The 23498-nt window shown below is 69.7% G+C and carries 35 protein-coding genes and 1 pseudogene; 25 read left to right on the top strand and 11 right to left on the bottom strand.

Translation table 11 applies throughout. The annotated features are described in order from the left end of the window. Positions 1-62: 62 nt before the first annotated feature. From ABZ749_RS01040 to ABZ749_RS00985, 12 genes are all read left to right on the top strand, one after another. The gene (locus ABZ749_RS01040; protein ID WP_357221404.1) at positions 63-578 is read left to right on the top strand and encodes a hypothetical protein; all 516 of its coding nucleotides are present in this window, start codon (positions 63-65) and stop codon (positions 576-578) included. Between the two features lie 18 nt (positions 579-596). Continuing rightward, entirely contained in the window at positions 597-1493 is an 897-nt protein-coding gene (locus ABZ749_RS01035; RefSeq protein ID WP_357221401.1) for a phage major capsid protein, read from the top strand. Between the two features lie 15 nt (positions 1494-1508). Continuing rightward, positions 1509-1763 carry an SAP domain-containing protein gene (locus ABZ749_RS01030; RefSeq protein ID WP_357221398.1) on the top strand — a complete coding sequence of 85 codons (255 nt, stop codon included), beginning with the start codon at positions 1509-1511 and terminating at the stop codon, positions 1761-1763. A 59-nt stretch (positions 1764-1822) separates the two neighbouring features. Further along, on the top strand, positions 1823-3049 hold the full coding sequence (locus ABZ749_RS01025; protein WP_357221395.1) for a hypothetical protein: 1227 nt from the start codon (positions 1823-1825) through the stop codon (positions 3047-3049). Between the two features lie 10 nt (positions 3050-3059). Continuing rightward, positions 3060-3218, top strand: a complete 159-nt coding sequence (locus ABZ749_RS01020) for a hypothetical protein (protein ID WP_357221392.1) — start codon at positions 3060-3062, stop codon at positions 3216-3218. Beyond that, a complete protein-coding gene (locus ABZ749_RS01015) occupies positions 3196-3702 on the top strand; it encodes a hypothetical protein (protein ID WP_357221390.1) in 507 nt (168 codons plus the stop codon). The genes ABZ749_RS01020 and ABZ749_RS01015 overlap by 23 nt, the downstream gene beginning before the upstream one ends. Beyond that, positions 3699-4046 (top strand): hypothetical protein, encoded by a 348-nt coding sequence (locus ABZ749_RS01010; protein ID WP_357221387.1) that lies wholly within the window; start codon positions 3699-3701, stop codon positions 4044-4046. The genes ABZ749_RS01015 and ABZ749_RS01010 overlap by 4 nt, the downstream gene beginning before the upstream one ends. Positions 4047-4069: 23 nt before the next feature. Beyond that, complete coding sequence (locus ABZ749_RS01005; RefSeq protein ID WP_357221384.1) at positions 4070-4348, top strand: hypothetical protein; 279 nt, start codon at positions 4070-4072, stop codon at positions 4346-4348. Then, entirely contained in the window at positions 4348-4803 is a 456-nt protein-coding gene (locus tag ABZ749_RS01000) for a hypothetical protein (protein WP_357221381.1), read from the top strand. Before ABZ749_RS01005 ends, ABZ749_RS01000 begins: the two co-directional genes overlap by 1 nt. A gap of 70 nt (positions 4804-4873) precedes the next feature. Next, on the top strand, positions 4874-5443 hold the full coding sequence (locus ABZ749_RS00995; protein WP_357221379.1) for a hypothetical protein: 570 nt from the start codon (positions 4874-4876) through the stop codon (positions 5441-5443). 82 nt (positions 5444-5525) lie between these two features. Beyond that, positions 5526-5921, top strand: coding sequence for a hypothetical protein (locus ABZ749_RS00990; RefSeq protein ID WP_357221376.1), 396 nt, complete (start codon positions 5526-5528; stop codon positions 5919-5921). A gap of 270 nt (positions 5922-6191) precedes the next feature. Beyond that, on the top strand, positions 6192-8078 hold the full coding sequence (locus ABZ749_RS00985) for a hypothetical protein (protein WP_357221373.1): 1887 nt from the start codon (positions 6192-6194) through the stop codon (positions 8076-8078). Here ABZ749_RS00985 and ABZ749_RS00980 read toward each other — a convergent pair. Then, on the bottom strand, positions 8075-8521 hold the full coding sequence (locus ABZ749_RS00980; protein WP_357221370.1) for a hypothetical protein: 447 nt from the start codon (positions 8519-8521) through the stop codon (positions 8075-8077). The two genes, ABZ749_RS00985 and ABZ749_RS00980, sit on opposite strands and share 4 nt — an antisense overlap. Before the next feature lie 51 nt (positions 8522-8572). Between ABZ749_RS00980 and ABZ749_RS00975 the strand changes: the two genes are divergently transcribed. Genes ABZ749_RS00975 through ABZ749_RS00950 form a run of 6 tightly spaced genes read left to right on the top strand, consistent with a single transcriptional unit; the run spans position 8573 to position 13775 of the window. After that, positions 8573-11734, top strand: a complete 3162-nt coding sequence (locus ABZ749_RS00975; RefSeq protein ID WP_357221367.1) for an SGNH/GDSL hydrolase family protein — start codon at positions 8573-8575, stop codon at positions 11732-11734. Positions 11735-11746: 12 nt separating this feature from the next. Further along, complete coding sequence (locus ABZ749_RS00970) at positions 11747-12190, top strand: hypothetical protein (RefSeq protein ID WP_357221364.1); 444 nt, start codon at positions 11747-11749, stop codon at positions 12188-12190. Position 12191: 1 nt separating this feature from the next. Further along, positions 12192-13004 carry a hypothetical protein gene (locus ABZ749_RS00965; protein ID WP_357221360.1) on the top strand — a complete coding sequence of 271 codons (813 nt, stop codon included), beginning with the start codon at positions 12192-12194 and terminating at the stop codon, positions 13002-13004. A gap of 3 nt (positions 13005-13007) precedes the next feature. Next, a complete protein-coding gene (locus tag ABZ749_RS00960; RefSeq protein ID WP_357221357.1) occupies positions 13008-13295 on the top strand; it encodes a hypothetical protein in 288 nt (95 codons plus the stop codon). Then, positions 13279-13479 (top strand): hypothetical protein, encoded by a 201-nt coding sequence (locus ABZ749_RS00955; protein ID WP_357221354.1) that lies wholly within the window; start codon positions 13279-13281, stop codon positions 13477-13479. Before ABZ749_RS00960 ends, ABZ749_RS00955 begins: the two co-directional genes overlap by 17 nt. Then, a complete protein-coding gene (locus ABZ749_RS00950) occupies positions 13476-13775 on the top strand; it encodes a hypothetical protein (RefSeq protein ID WP_357221351.1) in 300 nt (99 codons plus the stop codon). The genes ABZ749_RS00955 and ABZ749_RS00950 overlap by 4 nt, the downstream gene beginning before the upstream one ends. Here ABZ749_RS00950 and ABZ749_RS00945 read toward each other — a convergent pair whose 3' ends face one another. Further along, a complete protein-coding gene (locus tag ABZ749_RS00945; RefSeq protein ID WP_357221348.1) occupies positions 13776-13982 on the bottom strand; it encodes a hypothetical protein in 207 nt (68 codons plus the stop codon). 21 nt (positions 13983-14003) lie between these two features. Between ABZ749_RS00945 and ABZ749_RS00940 the strand changes: the two genes are divergently transcribed. Beyond that, complete coding sequence (locus ABZ749_RS00940; RefSeq protein WP_357221346.1) at positions 14004-14351, top strand: hypothetical protein; 348 nt, start codon at positions 14004-14006, stop codon at positions 14349-14351. A 316-nt stretch (positions 14352-14667) separates the two neighbouring features. Here ABZ749_RS00940 and ABZ749_RS00935 read toward each other — a convergent pair whose 3' ends face one another. Continuing rightward, positions 14668-14871, bottom strand: a complete 204-nt coding sequence (locus ABZ749_RS00935) for a hypothetical protein (RefSeq protein ID WP_357221343.1) — start codon at positions 14869-14871, stop codon at positions 14668-14670. A 130-nt stretch (positions 14872-15001) separates the two neighbouring features. On the opposite strand from ABZ749_RS00935, the gene ABZ749_RS00930 reads away from it, so the two are divergent. Further along, positions 15002-15181 carry a hypothetical protein gene (locus tag ABZ749_RS00930; protein ID WP_357221341.1) on the top strand — a complete coding sequence of 60 codons (180 nt, stop codon included), beginning with the start codon at positions 15002-15004 and terminating at the stop codon, positions 15179-15181. Beyond that, entirely contained in the window at positions 15178-15765 is a 588-nt protein-coding gene (locus ABZ749_RS00925; RefSeq protein ID WP_357221338.1) for an endonuclease domain-containing protein, read from the top strand. Before ABZ749_RS00930 ends, ABZ749_RS00925 begins: the two co-directional genes overlap by 4 nt. A gap of 65 nt (positions 15766-15830) precedes the next feature. Here ABZ749_RS00925 and ABZ749_RS00920 read toward each other — a convergent pair whose 3' ends face one another. The 7 genes from ABZ749_RS00920 to ABZ749_RS00890 form a co-directional block, all read right to left on the bottom strand. After that, positions 15831-16169, bottom strand: a complete 339-nt coding sequence (locus ABZ749_RS00920) for a hypothetical protein (RefSeq protein ID WP_357221336.1) — start codon at positions 16167-16169, stop codon at positions 15831-15833. Between the two features lie 161 nt (positions 16170-16330). Further along, positions 16331-18313, bottom strand: a complete 1983-nt coding sequence (locus ABZ749_RS00915; protein WP_357221333.1) for a hypothetical protein — start codon at positions 18311-18313, stop codon at positions 16331-16333. After that, positions 18313-18669, bottom strand: coding sequence for a hypothetical protein (locus tag ABZ749_RS00910; RefSeq protein ID WP_357221330.1), 357 nt, complete (start codon positions 18667-18669; stop codon positions 18313-18315). Before ABZ749_RS00910 ends, ABZ749_RS00915 begins: the two co-directional genes overlap by 1 nt. 15 nt (positions 18670-18684) lie before the next feature. Beyond that, positions 18685-18924 carry a hypothetical protein gene (locus ABZ749_RS00905; protein ID WP_357221327.1) on the bottom strand — a complete coding sequence of 80 codons (240 nt, stop codon included), beginning with the start codon at positions 18922-18924 and terminating at the stop codon, positions 18685-18687. Positions 18925-19009: 85 nt separating this feature from the next. Then, on the bottom strand, positions 19010-19156 hold the full coding sequence (locus tag ABZ749_RS00900; protein WP_357221324.1) for a hypothetical protein: 147 nt from the start codon (positions 19154-19156) through the stop codon (positions 19010-19012). Position 19157: 1 nt separating this feature from the next. Then, a complete protein-coding gene (locus ABZ749_RS00895) occupies positions 19158-20486 on the bottom strand; it encodes a hypothetical protein (protein WP_357221321.1) in 1329 nt (442 codons plus the stop codon). Further along, entirely contained in the window at positions 20483-20680 is a 198-nt protein-coding gene (locus ABZ749_RS00890; RefSeq protein ID WP_357221319.1) for a hypothetical protein, read from the bottom strand. The genes ABZ749_RS00895 and ABZ749_RS00890 overlap by 4 nt, the downstream gene beginning before the upstream one ends. 107 nt (positions 20681-20787) lie before the next feature. Between ABZ749_RS00890 and ABZ749_RS00885 the strand changes: the two genes are divergently transcribed. Further along, complete coding sequence (locus tag ABZ749_RS00885) at positions 20788-21570, top strand: GntR family transcriptional regulator (RefSeq protein ID WP_357221316.1); 783 nt, start codon at positions 20788-20790, stop codon at positions 21568-21570. A 6-nt stretch (positions 21571-21576) separates the two neighbouring features. Here ABZ749_RS00885 and ABZ749_RS00880 read toward each other — a convergent pair whose 3' ends face one another. Then, complete coding sequence (locus ABZ749_RS00880) at positions 21577-21801, bottom strand: winged helix-turn-helix domain-containing protein (protein WP_357221314.1); 225 nt, start codon at positions 21799-21801, stop codon at positions 21577-21579. A 495-nt stretch (positions 21802-22296) separates the two neighbouring features. On the opposite strand from ABZ749_RS00880, the gene ABZ749_RS00875 reads away from it, so the two are divergent. The 3 genes and pseudogenes from ABZ749_RS00875 to ABZ749_RS00865 all read left to right on the top strand — a co-directional run. Further along, a complete protein-coding gene (locus ABZ749_RS00875) occupies positions 22297-22722 on the top strand; it encodes a hypothetical protein (protein ID WP_357221311.1) in 426 nt (141 codons plus the stop codon). Between the two features lie 20 nt (positions 22723-22742). Further along, a pseudogene (locus ABZ749_RS00870) lies at positions 22743-23093 on the top strand (alanyl-tRNA editing protein); the annotation flags it as partial. A 55-nt stretch (positions 23094-23148) separates the two neighbouring features. Beyond that, positions 23149-23498: SDR family NAD(P)-dependent oxidoreductase (locus tag ABZ749_RS00865; RefSeq protein WP_357221308.1), on the top strand; the 350-nt coding region annotated here is incomplete at its 3' end.

Raw genomic sequence — 23498 nt, 5'->3', positions numbered from 1 at the left:
CCGCCGAGGGGTGGGGTACGCCGACGCGCGGCGGTGAACGCGCGGACATGTGAGGAGCAGAGATGTCGGAGCAGCAGGGCGCGCAGAACGGCGGACAGCAGGACGGGTCGACGCCACCCGAGCCGAGGCCCTTCACCCCGATCACGTCCCAGGACGACCTGAACCGTGTCATCGCGGAGCGGGTGGCCCGGGAGCGCGGCAAGTTCGCCGACTACAACGACCTGAAGGCGAAGGCTGGCCGGCTCGACGAGATCGAGCAGGCCAACAAGTCGGAGATCGAGAAGGCGAACGACCGCGTCACCAAGGCCGAGGCCGAGGCGGCGAAAGTTCCGAGCCTGGTCGCGGGCCAGTTGCGTGAGCACCTGGTGAAGCTCCACGGCATCAGCGACGAGGACGCCGAGCTGTTCCTCACCGCGTCCGACCCCGAGTTGCTGCTCAAGCAGGTGGATCGCCTGGTTGGCCGCGGCTCGCAGCGCAAGAAGACCGGCAACCACGTGCCCCGCGAGGGCAGCAACCCGAACTCCGGCTCGAACAGCGACATGCGCGAGTTCACGCGGCGCCTGTTCGACGTCGACTGACCTTTCCAGGAGTAGACCGTGGCATCACTGGCGACCGGATCCCTCTCGATCCCCAAGCAGAAGCTGAGCCCGTGGCTCGGCAAGATCAAGGGCGGCTCGTGCGTCGCCACCCTCTCGGCCCAGACCCCGATGACCTTCGGTGAGGGCGAGTCGTGGACCTTCGACATCGGCGAGGCCGAGTACGTCGCTGAGGGCGGCCAGAAGGGCGCTTCGACGATCACGCCGACGAGCAAGCCCGTCAAGCCGTACAAGTTCCACAAGACCCTCCGGATGAACGAGGAAGTCCTGTGGGCCGACGAGGCCCGGCAGTTGGAGGTCGTCGACGACATCCTCGACCTCATCCAGCCGGCGTTGTCCCGCGCGCTGGACTTCGGCGTGTTCCACGAGATCAACCCGACCGGCGGCGCCGTCGTGGCGGCCATGAACGGCGGACTCACGGACACGACGAACCTCGTCGAGTACGTCGCGGCCGACAAGCCGTACGTGAGCCTCGACGCGGCCGACGCGCTCGTGCTCGCCGACGGTTTCGTGCCCCGCGACATCGCTCTGGACCCGACCTACGCCTCGAAGTTCTCGTCGCTCCGCGGCACCAACTCGGAGCAGAAGCTGTACCCGAACTTCAAGCTCGGTACCGAGGTCTCGGAGCTGGACGGTCACCGCGCGTCGGTGTCCAACACGGTGCGCGGCTCGGGCGTCCTCGCGGTCGACACGAAGGTGCTCGGCTTCGCCGGCGACTTCTCGGCCATCCGCTGGGGCGTGCAGAAGTCGATCGGCCTAGAGGTCATCCGGTACGGCGACCCGGACGGCGGCGGCGACCTGAAGCGCAACAACCAGGTCGCGTTCCGTGCTGAGGTCGTCTACGGCTGGGGCATCGCGGACCTGAACGCCTTCGCCAAGATTCACGACCTGGTCTGAGAGGGCTGATCCCCGATGAAGCGGTACACGCACATCACCAGCGGTGCCCGGGTGTCGGTCCGTGACGACAAGGTCATGGACTCGTCCTGGGTGCCCGACACCGGGTCGGAGTCCAGCCCGGCTGCCGAGGGCTACGAGGCGATGAAGGTCGCGGACTTGAAGGCCGAGATCGAGCGGCGCAACGCCGACCGCGACGAGGCGGACCGGGTGTCCTCCGAGGGCCGGAAGCCGGACCTGATCGCGGCTCTCCAGGCCGACGACGAGCGCTGAGGGATCGGGGCCCGGCCGCTCTGTGACCGGGCCCCACCACAACCTGCAAGGAGAGCCCCGTGGCGTCCAGACGCTTCCCCGACTCCGGCACTCGGTTCGTGCAGCGCCCGAACGGCGACCAGGCGACCAACGGGGTCATCACCTACTACCTCGACCCGGCCTGCCAGAACCGGGCGCCGGTCTACACCGAGCGGGGCACTGACACCCCCGACCCAGGCGACGCGCTGCTCAACTCGACGACGCACCTCGACGGGTACGGCGGTCAGGTGGACTTCCGTGGCCCGACCGACGGCACGGACGTGCTGTACGCGATCGTCGACAACGGGCCGGTCATCCGGGTGATGGCGGCACCGGAACCGCGGCTCCAGGCGCTGGAGCAGATCGTCGGAACTGGCACAGTGGGGTCGGTGTCGATCCCGTCGTCGTTTGCCGGGGGCGAGGACGACGGCCAGCAGGGGCAGTACGACTCGACTGGCCGGCTGAACCTGCACTCGTACCAGCGGGCTGACTACAACTCGTACGGCGAGACGATCCGCCACTACCTGATGCGCAAGGACGCCAAGGCCATGGAGGCCTGGTACTTCCCTGCGGGCGGGTACGACGTGAACCGTCAGCCGGTGGGTGCGATGAAGCCGGTGGTGTGGGCGGGCGCTCACTGGGAGGCCAACAACCACGCGTCGAACCACAAGCATTGGTCGGTGGAGACCCCGGACAGCACGGGTGCGATCCAGACCCGGTTTGAGGTGCGCTTCGGCAACCCCGCCGTGGACAACGCCATCGCCGGCCTGGACAAGACGCTCATCATGACCAATCTGGCGGACCTGGTCGTGCGGTGCTCGAACGGTCAGGAGTTGCGCCTGTCCGCTCCGGCGGGCACGGAAAAGGGGCTGATGTTCAGCCTCGACTCGGAGGGCGCGGACCAGTACCGGCGGTGGAAGATCCGCAGCACGAACGAGGCGGAGGCGGGAGCCAACGCCGGCAGCAACTGGCAGCTCGTCCGCTACGACGATGCCGGGGTGCTGATCGACACCCCGATCGTGGTGTCCCGGTCGACGGGCAACATCACGCTCGGGCCAGGCTTTGTGGCTCGCCGATCGTCGTCGTCGGTCAGCTCGCTGACGTTGAACACGACCAGCCTCGGCGGCGGTGTCGGTGTGGTGGGTGTCGGCAACGCCACCACCGTGCCGGCGTCGAACCCGACAGGCGGTGGGGTGCTGTACGCCGAGGGTGGCGCGTTGAAGTGGCGCGGCAGCAGCGGCACCGTCACCACGATCGCTGCGGCGTGAGGGGGCGGCCGTGGAGCTGACGTTGAACGACGTGCGCGAGTTGGCGCTGGAGCTGTGGTTGGCGCAGCGAGAGGCTGCGGTGCTGCGGGCGGAGAACGCGCAGCTGCGGGCGCAGGCCGCCGCGACCTCACCGACGGGAGCTGACGATGGCGATCCCCGCGGGGCCTGACCCGGCGGCCGCTGGGCAGATCATCCTGCCGTCTGACCTGCCCGCGAGCTTGCAGGGCGGGGAGTTGGTCGCCGTGATGGTGGCCGGCGCGAACGCCAAGGCCAGCCGCGTCGCACCCTGCCTGGCGTCCACCGACCCGGCACCGACCGCCGGCCAGCTCGCTGAGGCGAAGTTGATCCTGATCGGTGCGGTGAAGCGGTGGGCGGAGGCTGGGGCGGGTGCGTTCCAGCAGCAGACCGCCGGCCCGTACTCGGTGACCACGGACACCCGGCAGCGGTCGGGGTTCAACCTGTGGCCGTCGGAGATCGATGCGCTGCAGGCACTGTGCCGCACGTCAAGCCCGTCGGCGTTCACGGTCGACACCGCCCCGGGCTGCGGCACCATCCACTCGCCGATCTGCTCGCTGATGTTCGGTGCGCTGTACTGCTCGTGCGGGGCGGACCTGACCGGCACGGGCCCGCTGTACGAGCTGGTGGACCCGTGACGATCACGTTTCCGCACGGGGAGTCGGTGGCGGTGCTGCGCGCCGGCCTGGCCGACGACGGGTACGGCAACAAGGTCCGGGACTGGTCGGCCGCGACGTCAACGCCGTACGCGGGGTGCGCGGTGGCCCAGAACGGCCGCGACGAGAGCCTAACCGGCGACCGGAACGTCGTCGCCTCGGACCTGGTCGTGTTCATGCCGGTGGGCGCCGACGTCCTGGCCACGGACCGGTTGGAGATCCGGGGCCGGGCGTACGAGGTGGTGGGTGAACCGTTCGCCTGGAAGAGCCCGTTCTCGGGCATCGAGTTCGGGACGGTGGCGTACTGCAACCGGGTGGAGGGGTAGCCGTGTCGGTCAAGGTGACCCGGGTGAAGCTGAACCGGCGGGGGATGCGGAACCTGCTGCGGTCCGAGGGCGTTCAGGCGGTGCTCGTCCGGAAGGCTGAGGCGGTCGCCGAGCAGGTCGAGGCCGCCGGCATCCGGGTGGACGGTGTCCCTGGTCGGATCGCCCTGCCGGTGACGGTGGACGTGGCGGAGGGTGTGGAGCGGGCGCGGGCCACCGTGACCCTCGACCACCCGTCAGGGCTGGCGGTGGAAGCCAAGCACGGCATCCTCACCAGCAGCATCGACGCCGCCCGGGACGCCTGATGGACGCGGTCGCGCTGTACCCGGACGCCGAGCAGGTCGCGGTGACATGGCTGCGTGCACGGCTCGCCGAGCGGTCCGAGCCCTACATCAACGGCGTGACGGTGGGCACGAAGGTGGCCCCGAAGGAGTCGCCCGGAAAGTACGTCCGGATCCGCCGCCTCGGCGGGGTGGAGCTGCACATGGTGGCCGACTCCCCGAGGTTGCAGGCGCAGGTTTGGTACTCCACCGGTGCGACCACTGACGAGATGAATCGGCAGGCGATCGCCCAACTGGTGTGGGCGTTGCTGCGCGGCATCCGGGGCCAGGACGTGACGGTGCCTGGGTGGCCGCGCCCGGTGACCTGCTACCGGGTGGCGACGTTCGCGGGTCCGACGCCGGTGCCGGATCCGGCGGATGTCGCCCTGACGATCACTCAGCTCACCGTCGAGATCGGGATGCGCGGCCGACCCGCGTAAACACACGTCGCGCCCGCGACCAGTACCCGGCGACCGCCGGGCCCTCACCATGCACTCAGGAGGATGACCGATGGCGGTCGACACCGATCTGCTGCGCGCCTACACCGACGGTGGCGTCTACACCCACGACCGGACCACCCCGGGCACGATCACGCCCCCCACGAACGCCTCGACCGCCTTGGCGGCGGGGTTCCTGGGCGTTGGCGCGATCTCATCCGACGGCATCACCGAGGCCACCAGCCAGGACCGCACCGACGTGTTCATCTGGCAGGGCAACGCGTTGGCCAGGCGAATCCCCGGCCAGTTCGCGAAGACGTGGACGTTCGCCGCTGCCGAAACGAGCCTGGTCACCCTGGGCATTCAGTACCCGGGCAGCACGCTCACCCGCACCGCCGAGGGTGCCACGCTGGCGGAGAAGCCGCCGGTGTCCGACGTGCGCGCCTGGGTGCTGCACGGCCTCGACGGCACGACCCGGGCGCAGCGCATCTACCTGCCGAAGGCCGAGGTGACCGAGCGCGGGGACATCGTCTGGTCGTCGGAGGAGATCACGGTCTACGAGTGGACGCTGTCGGCGTACGTGGATGGGTCCGGGGTGGTGGCGTACCGCTACTACCTCGACGAGGACATGAAGACCCCGTAACCCCTGATCGCACCGGCGGGCCCGTCTGCGGGCGCGGGGCCCGCCGGTGCTCCATAGCCCGCACGCCCGCAAGGAGAGCACCATGCCCGAAAACGTGTTTGACCTCGACGCCTATGTCGCCGAGACCCGCAAAGACCCGTACAAGTTCCGCTACGGCGGGCAGGACTTCGAGCTGCCCCACGCCCAGGACACCGACTGGCGGGTGATGGAGGTCGCCGACCAGGGCGACGTCGACGCGATCCAGACCCTGTTCCGTCGTGGTCTCGGCCCCGAGGGCTGGGAGCGATTCGAGAAGTTGCCGCAGCCAGCCGGTGCGATGGGTGAGTTGTTCCGCCGCTGGCAGGCGCACGCCGGGACGAAGCCGGGGGAATCGCCGGCCTCGCCCAGCTCATCCGGGAGCACGGCGGGGCCGTCGAAGCGTCGCTCCGCCGGTACTACCCCGGCACGTCGCTCCGCCAAATCGTCACCGGCGAAGTAACCCGGCGGGAACTGCTGGCCCTGATCCGACACCTGCCGCCCGACTCCCCGCTCGGTGTCGCCTTACACGGGGAGGCCGGGCGGTGGTCGACGGCTGACCACCTGCTGGCCAGCGCCGTGGAGCTGCTCGCCGGTGCGAACTGGCAGCGCGGCGGCGGGAAAGGCTCCAAGCCGAAGGCGTTGAAGCGCCCGGACGCGCGGGCGGAGAAGCGGCGCCGCGAGTACGTGGGCCGTCTGCAACGACTCGGACTGATCAACGCTGGGGGGTGAGATGGCTACGGAGGCTGGCACCGCGTACGTGGCGATCATCCCCTCAGCCCGGGGTTTCGCGCGCGCCCTCAAGAAGGACATCGCCCGGGAGTTCGCCGGGTCGAAGCTGGACACGCTGATCGGGGATGCCCTCGCCGGCACCTCGGTCAGCGTGCCCGTCAAGCCGGAGTTCCGCCCCGGTGACCTGCCCGCCGAGGTGCCGGTCCGACCCGGCCAGGAGCCGACACTGCCGGTGCGCCTGGACCCGCTGACGAAGGCGCTGCAGGACGACGTCCGTCGGGAACTGGGTGCGCTGACCCGCGAAGCGGTGAAGATCGACGTTGGGGCGGACACCGACGACCTGCGTGCCGACGTGTCCGCCGCAATCAGCGCGGTCGAGGCCAGCCTGTCCGCTCAGGTGCCCACCGAGCCCGCCGGCCGCGCCGAGTACGAGCGGCAGTTGCGCGCCCAGGTCGCCGAGGTGTCCCGCACCGTCCGCGCCCGCATCCAGGCGGACGTCGACGTCGACCTGGACAAGCCGCTGCGCGACGGCAGGATCAACACCGCTGGTGAGACCATCGGCCGGACCCTGGCGAGCAGTGTGGTCAGCAGCCTTGGCAGCGGCATCTCCACCCTCGCCGGCCCGGCCGCGTTCGTCGGATTGGTCGCTGCTGCGGCCGTGGCCGGCCCGCTGATCGGCGCCGCTCTCGCGGGCGGCATCCTCGCCGCGCTCGGCGGTGGCGTGATCGCCCTGGGCATCGTGGGCGTGAAGGACGACCCGCGTTTCAAGTCGGCAGCGGCGGACCTCGGCGCGACGTTGAAGGCGACTCTGGCGAAGGCTGCCGCTCCGCTGCTGGGTGAACCGGGCAAGCCGGGCCCGCTGCTGAGGGCGATGGAGATCCTGAAGCAGCTCGTGATCGACATCGGGCCGAGCCTGGAGCAGATGTTCGCGGCGATCGGCCCGTACATCCCGGGCCTGGCGCAGGGGTTCGCCGACTTCGTGAAGGCTGTGATGCCTGGCCTGTTGGCGGCGGTTCAGGCGGCCGGTCCGATCATCGAGGTCATTGCGTTGAACCTGGGTCCACTGGGCGCGGCTCTGGGGACGTTCCTGGGGGTGATGGCGGCGCTGGCCCCGGCTGCCGCTGACGCCCTGAACGTCATCTTCTACCTGATCAATCATGTGATCGGCATCGCCGGGGACCTGATCTACGGGCTCGGTGCCGCGTTCGGTGGGCTGTTCCAGTGGGTCAAGGATCTCCGGGAGTCCATCGCGGCGGGGTGGGCGCACATCGTGAGCATCTTCACCGGCGGCACCGCCACGGTGAAGCAGCGGGTTGAGGCGTTCATCGGATCGGCGATCCGCCTGTTCACCGGCTTGTGGGACAAGCTGACCGGCGGTGTGCGCAACGCGCTGTCCTCGGTGGCCAGCACGTTCAGCGGCCTGCGTGGGCGGATCACCTCAGCGATTGGCAACCTCGGCAGCCTGCTCTTCAACGCTGGCCGCAGCATCATCAACGGCCTGATCAACGGCATCCGTTCGGCGTTCGGCGCGCTGGAGTCGACGCTGAACTGGGTGACGTCACGCATCCCGGATTGGAAGGGCCCACCGGCGCGCGACCGGAAGCTGTTGGAGCCGGCCGGTACGGCGATCATGGGTGGTCTGATCCGGGGTATCCGGGGTGAGCTGCCCGCTCTTCGGTCGGAGCTTGGCGGGGTGACCGCCCTGGTCGCGGGTACTCCGTTGGCTGCCGCGTCGGCTGGCGGGTACGGGCTGTCGACGTCCGCGCCGGCACCGGCACCGCTGGTCGCCCGGTGGATCGGTGGGGACGGTGACCCCATCATGCAGGCGATCCGGGAGCACACCCGCATCTACTACGGCGGCGACCCGAACGTGGCGTTCGGGTCCTAGCCGATGGTCAGCTCCAGCAGGTCGGCGATCTCCTGCTCGGTGTAGGGCATCAGCCCGTACGCGGGGAAGTCGATGCCGTACTGGCCCTTGCCGGCGGGCAGGGTCAGCGTGAACGGCAGCTCGCACGCCCCGTCGACGAGCCGCCCTGGGCTGAGGGGTGCGTAGGCGATGGTGGCGCCGCTCGGGTCGGTGACGACGATCTGCGCGTCCGGCCTGATGGTGGTCCCCTGACAGGTCTGCCCCTGGGTGACGTGTTGGCCGGCGGGTAGGCGGATCGCTCCGGGCACGGTGTACGTCGGCTGCGGGCTGGCCGCCGGGGCGGGTTCGGCCAGCCATCCCTGGATCGTGTCGACACCGCGCACCGAGAAGCCGACGGTGACGGCGGCCAGGGCGAGCGCGATGAGGACGGTTCCCGGGGTCAGCCACAGGCGGAGTCGGGTCACCGTGACAGTGTGCGCAGCCCGCGCCACCGCTGGTATCGACGGGAGGCGTAGGTGAGTAGTCCACTTGGGTTGGATGCGTCGTCGTCCGTCGCGTCGATCGTGGTGATCGGTGACTCGAATTCGGAGGGCACCGGTGCCACGTCGGTGCTGACCCGCTGGCAGTACCTGCTGCAGCAGAAGCTCCGCGCCCGGATGCAGCCGGGTGGTGTGACGGGTGCGGCGGTGCCGTACATCTCGGCGTCGCCTCGGGTGTCGCCGCTGTTCAGCGACTACCCGCGCACGGCGACCGGTGGAGTGACCACCGGCAGTTACGGGTCCGGCCTCCGGGCCGCCGCCATCACGGCGTCCGACTCGGTGACGTTCGCCTTCACCGGCACCCGGGCGAAGCTCTACGGCACGAAAGGCGCAACGGTCGGCAAGTATTCGATCAAGCTTGACGGTGGTGCTGAGACGGTCGTCGACGGGGTCAACGGGACCGTGGTCAGCGGTCAGCTGATCTGGGATTCGGGGACTCTCTCCGCTGGCGCGCACAGCGTTGTGGTGGCGCGTGCCGCCTCGACCGTCACGTCTCCCGGTCCGGTGTTCCCCGAAGGGTTGATGACGTACAACGGTGACACCGCCTCCGGGGTGCGGGTCGTGGATGCAGCCCGCCACGGCAGCACCTTGGCCACGTTCACCGGCTCGAACGCGTGGTGGACGGCGTTGGGCGCGGTGGAGGGCGCGCAGCTGCTCATCATGCCGTGGGGTGCCAACGACTCCACCAGCGGAACCACGGCGGCCCAGTTCAAAAACGCGCTCAACCAGATGATCGCCGATACCCGATCCGCCGGCTTCACCGGCACGGTGCTGCTGTTGAAGATGCCGAAGCGGGGCACCGCCGACGCCACCCTCTGGGCGAACTACATGACCCAGATCGACGCCGTGGACCTGGCCGACGCGAACGTCCTCGCCCTGGATCTGCGGCCCAGCATCCCCGACCAGGGCACCCCGGCCGCCATCGCCGCCGGCTTGTACGCCGACGAGGTGCACTTCTCCAACGCCGGCCACGCGCTGATCGCTGACCTGGTTGCCGCGGCGATCCTCGGCGACGAGCCGTCGCAGGACGGGTTCGAGACTCAGGTGTGGGCGGCGTTCGGCGCGAACCTGTCCGCCGGCCGGACGGCGTGGTCGTGGACGGACCTGTCGTCAAGGCAGCGCGCCGACCCGGTGCGGATCCGGGCGGGCCTGTCCGCCGGGGCCCGGCAGGCGTCGCCCAGCTCGGGGACGCTGACGCTGGACTGCCCGGACGGGGCGCTGGTCCCCGGCAACCCGCTCTCCACCTACTGGCCGAACGTGGATCGTGGGGTGCCGATGCTGCACCGGGTGCGGTGGGCGGGCATCTGGTACGACCGGCTCGCCGGGTACGCCGACCAGTGGCAACCGCAGTTCACACCCACCAGCGGCGGCATGGACGCGTTCGTGCGGGTGACCGCGTCGGGGATCCTGCGCCGGCTGTCGCAAGGGGCGAAACCGGCCCGGTCGGCTCCGGCCCGGTACATCCCCACCACGTCACCGGTGGCGTACTGGACGCTGGAGGATGGGCAGTCGGTGCGGGAGGGCGCAGCCACGGTCGGCCGGTCGCCGCTGTTTCCGTTCACCGGCACCCACCCGTCGGGGGCGGTGCTCACCTTCGCCCAGTGGGGGCGTGGGGAGATGGCCCCGTGGCTGCCGGAGGCGTTGTCCCGGTCCGGGAGCGCCGGCCTGACGGTCATCTGGGGCCGGGTGGTCATGCCGGCCAGCCCGGGACGCTGGGTGGTGGACTTCATGTATCGCTCCGGTACCGACTCGGGTGACGCCACGGTCGATGCGAACCCGTCCTACCTGGGCGGTTCGCTGGGGTGGCCGCAGTTGCTGCTGCTGCCCAGCGTGCGCGGTGTGGACGTGGCCATGAACGGCGAATCGGAGGTCACCGCAACCGCTGCCACGCTGTTCGACGGGCAGCCGCATCACGTCCGCTGGGACGTCTACCAGGCCGGCGCGAAAGTGAGCTGGAACGTGTACGTCGACGGCGTCATGGTCAACTTCGGGACCACCGCGGGGAACATGACCCTGCCGGCGATCGACACCCTGGGGCTGACCGCGGCTGCGCAGGGCGGCGCGGACATGGCCCAACAGCACGTCGCCGTGTCGGTGATCCCGCCGCCGTTGGACACCGCCGTTGCTGCCGCGTTCGGGTACGCGGGTGAGACCGCCTCAGCCCGGATCGCGCGGCTGTGCGCGGAGGAAGGCATCCCCGTCACGGTGGCCGGCGGTGCCAGCGAGCGCCTCGGCCCGCAGGGCACCCTCGGGGTGCTGGAGCTGCTCCAGGAGGCCGCCGAAGCCGACGAGGGGATCCTCGCCGAGGACGGGTTCGGGCTGGCGTACCTGCCGCACGGGGCCCGGCACAACCGCCCGGTCGCCATGAGCGTTGACCTGGCCACGTACCAGGTGACGTCGGGCGGTCAGGTGGAGGTGCTCGCGCCGGCCCTCGACGATCAACGGCTGCGCAACCGGTGGGCGATCTCCCGGCCGGACGGCATTGAGGTGACCGTCGACAACGTGCCTCACCAGCAGCGGGTCGGGTTGTACGACGACTCGGCGTCGCTGAACGTGGAGACGGACGGGCAACTGCGCGACCACGCGTCGCTGCGGGTGTACCAGGGCACGCTGCCCGGACTGAACGAGCAGACGTTCCCCCTGGATCTGGCCGCGAACCGGGATCTGGTCGGGGCGTGGTTGGCGTGTCGGGTGGGATCGCGGATCGTCCGGACCAACCCGCCGTTTCCGCACCCGCCGGGCGACATCGATCGGCTGGTGATGGGTTGGTCGGAGACGATCAGCCCGACGGCGTGGTCAGCGGTGGTCACGTCGGACCCGGCGGCGGCATGGAGCTTCGCCGTGGTGGACGGCCCGCAGCGGGTCACCGCGGACGGGGCAACCCTGTCGTCGTCGGTGACGTCCACGGCGACCACGATGCTGCTGGCCACCCCGGCGGCCATGGGTTTGTGGACGACGAAGGCGGCGGCGTTCCCCTTCGACCTGATGGTGGGCGGGGAGCGGGTCACGGTCACCGTGATCACTGGGGCGTCGAGCCCGCAGACCGCGACGGTCGTCCGGTCCGTCAACGGAATCGTGAAAGGCCACGCGGCGGGGACAGCCGTTCAGGTGGCTGTGCCCGCGATCGTGGGCCTGTGAGAGGAGGTTGCCGTGCCGTTGGCCGCTGGTGACGACGTTCGGTCGTCGTGGGCACCCGGATGGATCGGTGAGACGTTGCGGGGGTCGGGTGCCGGTGTGGGCCCGTTCACCACCACCGAGACCGTGGTGACGTCGTTCACCTTCACCGCCGTTGCGGCTGCCCGGTACAAGGTGACCGCGCATCAGCACGTGCGCTCATCGGTGGCCGGCGACACCGTGCAGTTGCGGTTGCGCCGGGAGGCCGGGGGAACGCTGACGGCGGCGGGCACCCAGTTCGACACGACCAACCAGGGGTGCCTTACCACCAACCTGATCACGGTGCTGCTGGGCACGTTCACCAACGTCGCGGGGCAGATCACGGTCGGTGTGACGGCGGTGCGGCTGTCCGGGACCGGCAACATCACCATGGACGCGTTCTCCACGGCGTCGTCGAAGCTGATCGTGGAGAGGTGCTGACGTGGCCACCCGAGCAACCCCGGTCCTGACCGGCATCGCCGCCAACTGGAAGAAGCTGTACCCGTCGGCGGTCATCTCCGGCATCGTCGGCGACACCCGCCACGCCAAGCGGGGCGGCTACCACATCAGCATCGAAGACCAGGTCAACCGGTCCGACTACTCGGTGACCAGGCCCGACGACAAGGCACCGCCCGGCACGTGGCCGCGTGACTGCGCCTCCGCGATCGACATGAACCTCAGCCTGGCCGACATGAGGCTGTGCCACGCCCGCCTGTGCGCGGTGTGGCGTAATCGGGCCAACGACCCCAGGGCCCGCTACCTCAACGCCCACAACGGCTGGGACGGCACTGGCAACCCGGGCCGCTACGACTGGTACGCGGGCACCGTCTCCACGGCGACGGACGACCACGAGTGGCACGTGCACCTGGAACTGCGCCGCCGGTACGTCAACGACCCGAAGGCCGCAGCGGCGGTCCTGTCCATCCTGCGGGGCGACAGCCTCGCCGACTTCCAGGGAGACGACATGGCGCTCGACACCAAGACGCCGATCTACGACAAGGGCCCGTCGGAGCGTCAGGCCCTCGCTGACCTGCACTACGCCCAGTTCAAGGGCAACAAGGTCAGCGTGGAGCAGCAGTCCCTGGCCCGCCTCGAGGCGCAGCTCGCCGCGCTGGCCGGCCGGGACCTGGTCGACGAGCCGGCGATCGTGGCAGGCGTGCTGGCGTCGCTGACGCCGGAGAAGATCGCCGCCGCGATCCCGCCCGCGCAGGTGAAGGCCGTCGCCGACGAACTGGCCCGCAGGATGCAGGGGTAGCCCGTGGAACTCCCACCGGCGCTGCTCGGCACCGGCGGCCCGGTCGGGGTACTCGTCTTCGTGGTGCTCCTGGTCCTCACCGGTCGGCTCGTCTCCCGCTCGGTGCACGAGGACCGCATCAAGGACAAGGACGGCCAGATCGCCGACCTGAAGGAAACCGTGAAGGTCAAGGACGAGCAGATCCGGGTAAGAGATGACCAGCTCACGAAGCTGCTACCGAACTCGGATCTGACAGTGCGGCTCCTTCAGGGACTCGCGCGGGAGGCGGGCCGCGATGATCTGGCGACGTAGGCGTAAGTGCCCCTCGCCGGAAGCCGTCGAGGTCCGCGAGGGTCTGGAAAAGGCGCGGGAGGATCTGGCTGCCGCCCGCGCCGACGACGCCCCCGTTGACCGGGTGGCGCAGCAGATGCACGACCTCCGGCGGAAGAACCACTTCGGTCCGATGATCACGGACGCTCTGCGGGGGGCGAAATGAGAGACCTGACCACTGCCGTGGCTGCGGTTGGCGCCGCCGGCTGCTGGTACTTCGTGCTCGTCTACTGGGCGACGACGGCGGGCGACTGGCGGCACAACCCGGGTGGCCGGCACGTCATGCTGTTCACCGCCGACCTGGGCGTGTTGTTGACCCTGATCGTCGCGGCACGGATCTGGCCGGACTACCCGGGCCGGTCGGTGGTGACGTTGGTCGCGTTCGCACTGCTGGTTGTCCAGATCCTGTGGCGGTGTGTGCTGTTGCACCGGGCCCAGCACGAGCCGGCCGACCACCTGTAGCTACTCGCCGTGGACGTGGTCGGGGTCCCAGATCACCGCGTCGCAGCCCTCCGTCATGCACGGCCAGGCCCGGACGGGCCAGTTGCACTCCCGGCACGCCCACGTCGACGCGCCGAGGCGCGTGTGACCGGCCGGACAGGCGTCCGGCTTCCACTCCTGCCATGCCCGTGAGCCGTCCGGCTGCTGGGCGTATCCACCACGCACCACGACCCCCACCTTAGGAGCATCGTGAAGCTGTTCGGCCGTGAGCCCACCCTCGTCATCCAGGCCATCTCGGCGCTGCTCGGCGTCGTCGTGACGTTCGGCATCGACGGGCTGTCCGCCCTCCAGGCCGCGGCGATCGTCGCCGTCCTGACTGCGGTCACCACCGCGATCAACGCGACCCTGGTCCGCCCGGTCGCCCCGGCCGCGTTCACCGGCCTCGTGACCGCCGTGGCCGTCCTGGTCGCCGCGTACGGGCTGGAGGTGTCCCAGGAGACCGTCGGCGCCGTGCAGGTGGCCGTGGTGGGTGTCCTGGCGCTGCTGACCCGCAACCAGGTCACGCCAGCGGCTGACCCCCGCCAGTCCATCCGGTAGGCCCTCCCCGCACGACGAAACGCCCCCCGCTCGGCTCCGGCCGGGTGGGGGCGTTCGTCTGTCTGGGCGAGCCCGTGCGCCACCTCTTGTGCGGCATTCGCCGTCGCGGTACGAAGGAGGCGACCACGGCCGGTAGCCCCTTCGCTCCGATCAGGCTGCTGGCAGTGGTCACGCTCGGGTGCGCCTTTGGACGGGATCGTGACCCGAGCACGAAACGCCCTCTCCGGGTTGCGGCTGGGGAGGGCGTTTTTGCGTATCCAAGAGAGGGAGGGAAAGCGCATTCCTGCGGGTGGGCCGGTTGCCCGGCCCTCCAGGGTTAGAGAGCGCCGATCAGGGCTTCGGCTCGGGCGGGGTCCATGTCGGCGAACTCGGCTTGCCGGGCGTCGATGGCGGCCTGGCGGCGCCGGTGGCGGAGGCAGGGGGTGCAGATGTCGATCAGGTCGTCCTCGCCCGGGTAGTAGGGGTCCTCGTGCTTCCCGCCCGCTTCGCCGCAGCCCTCGCAGTAGATGATGTTCGTCATTTCCATTCCCCTTCCGTTTCCCTGTACCCATAGTCTAACGCAGGTGTACGTACACCTGCAAGGGCTTTAAGATGGAAATCGTACGTACACCATGCTGGATTTCTGTACGTACACCGAATATGCTCGGAGCATGCCAAACGCCCCGAAGACCCAGCACCGAAGCATCCGGATCCCCGACGACACCTGGAAGCCGGCGATGGAGCAGGCCAAGGACGCCGGAACCTCGGCCGGTGAGCTGTGCCGAGAGTTTCTCGACTGGTGGCTACGCAAGCCCGGTGCCAAGCTGCCCAAGCGGCCGGAGCAGGGGTGACGAGCTATACGGGGCGGGCAGCCCGGTGCGTCGGCCACAAGCCGATCCACTACTACTACCGGCTGACGTGCCTTGAGTTCGAGGATCTAGTGCGTCGCGCCGAAGGCCGCTGCGATCGCTGCGGGATGGAGATGAGCAACCCGTGCATAGAGCATGACCACGCCATCGGCCGTCACGCTGTACGGGGCCTGACTTGCACCAGGTGCAACCTGCTCATCGCCGCCGTGGAGCGAGGATTTCGCGACCACGACGACCTCACGAGGCGGTATCTCGCTGCGCCGTTCCATTCGACGATCCCTCGCGTCCTGCCCGGCCTGCGGCCATCTGGCTTCGATAGGGACAACCGCCACGCCATTCGTGACCCTTACTTTTCGACAGCCAAGGAATCCGATCTTGTGACGGTCGCGGAAGCGGCAGAGCTACTCGGCACGGAGCCGTGGGAGGTGAGGATGTTGACCCAGCGCGGGCAGTTGGTCGGCAAGCTGCGTCTCGGGTCTTACCGATACCGAAGAGTGGTCGTCGGACGGGTAGCACTGGTGCTTGCGGATCGGCGAAGTCGGACGTCGTTCTGGCTTGGCGACTGACCCCGAACGCCCAGCGGCCCCGGTCCCCCACGTCGGGGGTCGGGGCCGCTGCGTCGCGTCCGGGGTCAGCGCAGCCAGTAGAACGCCCCTCCAGCCCCGGCGAGCAGGACCAGGCCGGCCAGGGCGAGCGCCGGCCGGTGGAAGCCCATCTGCACCGACCAACGCCACCGCCGGTACAGCCACAGCATCACGCCGAGGACCGCCGCCAGCGTGGCCAGCATCCCGAGGCGGGGAATCCACCACGCCGACCACCGCAGTGCCATCCACACCGACGCCGCCAGCACCGCCAGGAGAAGCACCACCGGGGCGACCTTGCGGGTGATCTCGAAGGCGGCGAACCACCGCCACATCCGACGACCGAACTCGTTCGCGGCACCCTTGCGGGCGGTCCCGAGCCAACTCACGGCCTGCTCACTCTCTGTCAATCTTCACGGACTTCACGGACTTCACGTTTCACGGACTTCACGGCCCCTCGCAGGCGCGCGCACGCGCACGTATAGGGGCCGGTTGCGGGCCGACGCGTGAAGTGCGTGAAGTGCGCACACCGGCGCCGGCCCGCGTGACGCTACGTAGCGGGCACCCCGACCAGCTCGGGAAGCAGAATCTCGTACACGCCCCGCGCCGGTGCCCGCCGCAGCATCTGCCCCCGCCCCGGCTGGCACAGCTCCCGGAGGATCTTCGTCACCGTCGGCGGCTTCAACCCAGCCTCACCAACGATGTCGATCAGCGGCGCGAACGACGACGGCTTCACCTGCGTGATGCCCCGGCGGTGCGCGTCCTCGATCGCCTGCCGGAACAGGTCCCGCACCTGCTCCGGGGTGAACTGCTGCCCCTGCGAAGGCTCGATGAACAGCTCGATCCGCTCGCGGTCCGGCACGGTGAGCGGGGTACGCGGGTCACCGTCGGGTGGGCACTCGGGGTCCGCCGGCAGGGGCGGGCACTCCGGGTCGTCCTCGGCGGCCTGGTCGTCACCGGTGGGCTCGGACTCATCGGGCACCAACTCACCCTCGCCCGCCGGCACGGGTAGGGCCCGGTCGTCGGCGTCCGCGCTGGCGGCCTCGAGGTGCTCGGCCAGCTCGGCGACCAGGGCGTCCCGGTCGGGGCGGTACGTCCGTGCTGGCAGCGACCAGTCCTCCTCGTCGACGCCGGGCAGCTCGGCGTACAGGGCGCCGGGCTTCTTGTTGCCCCACTGACCCGGGTCCGCCCCGGCGGTCATGGTGGATTCGCTGAGCACTCGGGCGGCCTCGGCCGCGTTCTTGACGCCCATGCAGATCACCCCTCCGATCGTGGTGCGCACCGACGTCGGCATCCGGTCCCCGGTGGCGCGCTGCAAACCGAGGAGCATGAAGATCCCTACGGAGCGGATCGATTCGGCCAGCTCAACCAGGGTGTCCTCGGCCTCAACGAACTTGCTGGCCTCGTCGACGATGACCACCTCGAAGGCGGGGCAGGCCGGGCAGCCGGCGGTCCACTGCTCGTGGCCGTGGTCGCCGATCTGCGCGGCGCGAGCGGAGACCCGGTTGACCATGTCGTCGAGGTACCGCTCACCGTCGCCCGCGTCGCAGATCATGGTGTGCATGGCGTCACGGAACGCCTGCGGGAGCTGGCGGCCCTTCCGCCCGTCGATGTACGTGACTCGGGCGTCCTGGCGAGACCGCGCCTCGGTGGCCAGGGCCATCTGGAGTTCGGTCTTCCCGCTGCCGGACTGACCGAGCAGGATCAGCACACCGATCGCGTTGCGACCCGGACCGCCCGGCAGGACCAGCGGCACGGTGCGGCCGGTCTGATACACGGCCAGGCGCAGCGGCTCAGCGATCGACCCGCCGGGCGCCGACAGGCCCGGCCACTGCGCCGGGTTCTCCAGCATGTCCACCGGCGACAGCTCCATCCGCCCCTTCCGGGGGGTGTCACGGTCGGGGATCATCCGCACCCCGCCGACTGGCACGTCGTGCTGCGAGGCGATGGCGGTCCGAACCTCAGGCTTCGCGAGCTGCGAGAAGTCCCCGCCCGCGTTCATCTCGATTGGCGTGATGATCCGCCCGTCGACCACCCGGGGCGTGCCGTGCTTTCCGACGTCCTGCAACTCCTTCACACGCTCGGTCAGCTCACCGAACAGGCTCGGCCGGGTGTCGGTGCCGTCGCCGCGCAGCAGCCGGGTCGCGGCCAGCCCGATGCACGCGGTGGCCATGACCAGCAGGTACACGAGGACCGAGTCGACGGTCCAGCCGCGGAACGTCAGCACCCACAGGCCGATGCAACTGGCCATCGACATCAGCATCGACATGACCCGCAGTTCCTGCTTGCGGGCGCGACCAACCCGCCAGGTCACCCAGACGATGAGGGCGGCGCAGCCCAGGACCAGCGCGGAACGCCACGCCGACTCCCACGGGGTGGGGTTGGCGTACGCCCCCCAGATCAGGGACAGCACCCCGGACAGGAGCAGGTTGACGACGGCGGCTACGGCGGGCACCACGTACGGCAGGGGGTTGGCCTGCACCACGTACGAGGCACCGCGCGCGGCGTCACCGAACCCTGTCTTGCGGCTCATCAGGCGACCTGCTTGCGGGATGTGACCTCGAAGTCGGAGCGGCCGGCGTTCTCGTCGTCGAGGGCGGTCACGAACGCCTCGAAGCGGTTCTTGCAGACCTTGGAGTAGCTGGCCACGGCGAGCATGGCGTCCGCGCAGCGGCTCAACGGCAGGGCGACCATGCGCCCCCACCAGCGGGCCTTCATGCGGCCGATGCCGTGGCGGCGGGCGTATCGCTCGATCTTCATGCGGATCATGCCGGCCATTTCGTCCAGCTCGTCGTGGCCGGCGACGCCGACTTGCCGGATGCCCTCAAGCATCTGGATGAGGTCTTCGTCGGTGCGGATCTCGTTCTCGGGGAGCAGGCGCGTCGCCATGGGGTTACCTCCGGGTCAGTGGTTGGTGGGGCGTCGGGTGGTGGCGATGACGCCGAGGATGAAGAGCAGGGCCAGGAGCAGGGGGAACGCCTTCGACTCCAGCGTGAGGTGGCCGGTGAAGCTGGCGACCCCGGCGGCGAGGAGGACCAGGCCGCCGGTGATGAGGCAGGCGGGGGCGACGACGCCCGGGGTGGTGACCGGCTGGGGTTCGTCGAGTTCCAGGTCGATGTCGATGTCGGTGTCGGCGCGGTGCATGATGGTTGCTCTCCTTCGGGAGTGAGTGCGGGGTGCCCGGCCCGGCTGTAGGAGGTGGGACCGGGCGCCCCGCTGCTTGGGTGGGTCAGCGCCGGTTCTGCTGCTCCGCGATCAGGCGGGCCGAGCGGCGGGAGATCGGGGTCTGGACCCCGTTCGCCTTGTTCTGCTGCTCCCGGCGCTGCGCCCGCAGCGTCTCGGTCGTCGACGGGATCACGGACTCGTTCTGCGGCATCTCAGTTCTCCTTCGTGGGTGCGTTGTTGCGCTTCCAGTCGTTGGCGTAGGACTTGCTGACGCCCGCCTCGGTGGCCAGTTCGCTGCCCGTCGGCGGTCGGCCGAGAGCAGCGCTGAGGTCGGCGTACGCGGTGGCCGTGCGCTCGGCCTCGGTGCCCTTCGCGGCCGGCTTCCGGCCACGCTTGGCGGCCGGCTTCGCGGTCGTTCTGGTGACCACGGTCGGCCGCTTCGTGGCCGCTGCGGCAACCGTCGCGGTCGGCGCGGTGGCCGGCTCCACGGTCGGAGTCGTGGTCGGCTCGACGGCTGACCTCTGCTCGATCCGGGCGGCCAGGTGAGCGGGCATCCGGATCCCGCCCAGCTCCACCATCGGCCCACGATCGGAGCCGAACGCCCGGACGTGATCCGGCCGCAGCCGGTCCGTGGCCTGGCGCATGATGAGCCGAACCTCGTCGAGAGTTTGCCGGCCACGCTCGTCCAGGTCGTCGTCCGGCCGGAACAACTCCCGCTCGGCGTTCAGCGTGAGCCGGAGCTGCCGGCGGGCGGCGTCCACGTCGGCCGGGGTCGCGGTCTTCGTCAACTGCTGAACCCGACGCCGGGCAGCAACCAGCGGGTCCTCACGCCGGCGCCAACGCGACGCCTTCACCGGCTCGGTGCGGGTCTCTGCCGCCTTCTGCTGGGCGCGCAGCTCCAGGCCGGCGTCGACGAGGGCCGCGATCCGCCGCTTGGCAAACACGTCCTTGAGGTCGTCGACGGCCCCGGGCTTCTTCCAGCCCTTGTGGACGAGGACGCGGTCTACGGTCCAGATCCAGTTGGACTCCTGCTTCGTCGCCCCGTCGCCCCGCTTGGCGAGGATCTTCTGCGTGGCGAGGGCCGCGCCCACGAGCGGGGAGAAGAACCGCAGGAACCATACGGCGGTATTGCCGCTGGCGAAGCTCACAGTGATCGACGCGGCGATCGACATCCCCCAGATGATCGCCAGGTAGAAGCCGATTCGGGCGTTCTTGTCCTTCGCGAGCACCTTGAGCGCCGAGGCCCGCTGCGCGTAGATCACCACGTCGTACGCGGCGAACATCGCGATGGCCAAGAGGATCGGTACGCCGAGCTTGTTGCGGACGACCTCCCACATGCCCTCCGTGGTGACGACCAGGAAGAGCAGCACCCCCAAGTTGGTCGCGACCTCGTCGTGCTCGCGGTCCTTCGTGAACCGGCGGATGGCCCTGGCGGCGATGAGTGCGCCGATGATGCCGGCCCCGACGGCGACGTGCTGCGCGTTGTCCTGCGCGACGTCGAGTGCGTCGGGGATCCAGGCGGCCCAGTCGGGGAGGTTCATCGCTCCGCGCCCACCTTGGCCACGAAGCCAGTCGAGCCGTTGCCGTCCGCCGTGTACACAAGCGCGTAGCCCGCGTTATGACCGACGACCAGGCCGCGCGCGGTGACGACCGCCTCGGCCTCGTTGCGAGCGATGAACCGCTCAGTCCGCTCGAACAGGGCGGCAGCGGTGTAGAGGTCCACTCGGTACTCCATGGCGGAACCGTACCTTCGTTCTGTCTATTCGTCTAGACGAAACTCTGATACGTTCGGCCCAGACCAGGCGCACAGACGAATCAAGATCGGGCGGTACCGTGATCGCCATGGCCCCACCCCGCGACGAGACCCCGCGTTACCGACAGATCGCCGACGAGCTGCGCGCACGCATCACCACCGGCACCCTCCCGGCGGGCGCACCCCTGCCCACCGAGGTGGAGTTGATGGAGCAGTGGGGCGTCGCCCGCGGCACCGTCCGGGAAGCCATCTCGCTGTTGCGCGCCGAAGGGCTCATCACCACCGCCCGGCACCGGGGCTCCCACGTCCGCCCCCGCTGGCCCGTGCGCCGGCTCGGCGTGGACCGCTACAAGGTGGAGACCGCCCAGCGCGACGGGCAGCCAGCGGGCAAGGCGACCAGCTTCACCAAGGATCTGGGCATCGGCTGGGACGCGTACACGCTGGACAAGGACTTCACCGAGGTCCCCGCCGATGAGCAGCTCGGCGAGCTGCTCCAGGTCGACGCCGGCACGCCGCTGCTGCGCCGGCACTTCGTGTTCCGCTCCCACGGCGTGCCGCAGCAGATCTCCATCTCCTACCTGCTGCTCGCCATGGTTAGCGGGACGCCCGTGGCGGACCCGGCCAACGAGCCGTGGCCCGGCGGGAACATCGCCCAGCTCGCCACCCTCGGCGTCACCGTCGACCAGGTCCGCGAGCAGGTCCGTACCCGGATGCCCACCCCCGACGAGGCGCGGACGCTCGGCATCGGCGACTCGGTGCCCGTCCTCACCATCACCCGGACCATGCTGGCCGGCGGTCGGCCGGTCGAGGCGGCCGTCGACATCGTGCTGCCCGGGGACCGGGTCGAGCTCGACTACGTCATCGACCTCTGAGCGGGGCTACTGGCCGCGGCGCACGTAGTACCCGCCGCCCGGCACCGACTCGATCAACCGGGCCGCCTTCAGTCGCTCAATCGCGGTACGCACCGTCTGCATGCTGACGCCGTACTCGTCGCACAACTCCCGCCCCGAGGGCAGCTTTGTGCCGGGCGGGTAGTCCCCGGCTTCGATGCGCTGGGTGACTCCGTCGATGAGTAGCTGAATCTTGCTGTAGGCGGGCGGCATGGATCGTTCTCCTTGGCAGGTTCGCCAATCGGATCATGCGTCGCCACGCGGGTCAACATCCCAGGTCATCACAGGTCATGGCGGGTTGACCGGGCATGACTAGTCATCATAGATTTCCGGGGTGGGTCTCCTTGGCAGGTGACTCGCACGGGCTGGGTGGGTCGGGCTGGCGCCTACTCGCTCAGCCCCCACACCCCTCCGACGGGCGGCGCTCCGAGAGACGACTCCGGGGCGCCGTTCCGCGTCCGCTGACCTGTGACCCCCGTTCGGGGGTCAACCGAATGGATTTCGCGATAGTCCGATTGGTGGGACTTAGGACGACCTACGTCCGCCAGGTGTGCAACTTCCACGGCCGAGAGTCATGATGCCTGTCTGTCATCTCGTCGTAACATATGGATCTAGCTCCAACCGTGGCATTGACCAGCACAAATACGCCTCGGATCTTCGGCCCGAAGCCGCCCGAGGTGGGAGGTGACGCCAGCCCACCCCCGATCAATGACCTCCCCCTGCGATCGGAGCAACGTGCAACACCAGTGCAACGCCCTAGGTTCAGCCCGCGCCATCTGCACCGTCCTCGCCGTCCTCGCCGCCACCGGACTCGGCTACCGGCTCTGGCGCGCCAGCACCGTCGGCGCCGTCGAGCTCCTCACCGCCGCAGGGACCGCCGTCCTGGTCGTCGGGGCACTCGGCACCGGCTGGGCCGTCCACGTCCGCAAGGTCCGCGCTGAGCAGCAAGCCGAGCGCGAGGCGTGGGACGCCGCCCGCCTCCGTCGACAAGAGAACCTGCTCGACGGCGAAGAGGACCGCGCGCTCTGGGGCTCGGTTTCGGCGCTCGGCAGCGACGAGGACACCTGCGCCTTCGGGATCAACGTGGCAGTTCTCGCCCAGTACCGTCAGGCGTGGAGGCAGCAAGCTGGGTAAGTGACCGTTGTGATCACGCAATGGAACCGGGCGAGGCCCGGATGGACTTCAACCTCCCCGAGGTGCCCCCGGACTTCAAAAGTCGCATCGAGGAGCTGGTCAACGCCGAGGTGGCCGCCGACCGCTCGGTCGCCACCCGGGTGCTGCCGCGCACCGAGGCGCTGGCCCTGCCGGACATCATCCGTACCCAGTCCAACCTCATCCCGCCCGATGAGCAGGAGGTCCGGATCGTCGACATCGTCGGGCTGGACGTGCAGGCCGACGGCGGCACCCACGTCGCCTCCACCGCCCAGATCGGCAAGGTTCAGGTCGTGAAGGTGGAGAGCAAGGGCCGGGCCAACCGCCGGGTCCGGGTCCGACTGGTCGACTAGATCGAGTACCGAATTCGGACGTCGGTTGTCAGGTATTCCTGACAACGTCGCAGGCATGACACAACCGCTAACCGGAAAGATCGCGCTCGTCGCCGGTGCCACCCGTGGCGCCGGACGGCAGATCGCCGTTCAGCTCGGCGCGGCCGGGGCCACTGTCTACGCCACCGGTCGCAGCTCACGGGCCGGCCGCTCCGAGATGGATCGACCGGAGACCATCGAGGAGACCGCCGAGCTGGTCAGCGCGGCCGGCGGCACCGGCATCGCCGTCCAGGTCGACCACCTGGTGCCCGATCAGGTCCGCGACCTGGTCGCCCGGATCGACGCCGAGCACCGCCAACTCGACGTGCTGGTGAACGACATCTGGGGCGGCGACCCACTGGTCACCTGGGACAAGCCGGTCTGGGA

The organism is Micromonospora sp. NPDC047753, assembly GCF_040642735.1.
Classification (GTDB): domain Bacteria; phylum Actinomycetota; class Actinomycetes; order Mycobacteriales; family Micromonosporaceae; genus Micromonospora.
The sequence above is the reverse complement of the archived record's forward strand: the minus strand, read 5'-3'. Positions and strand labels throughout refer to the sequence as shown.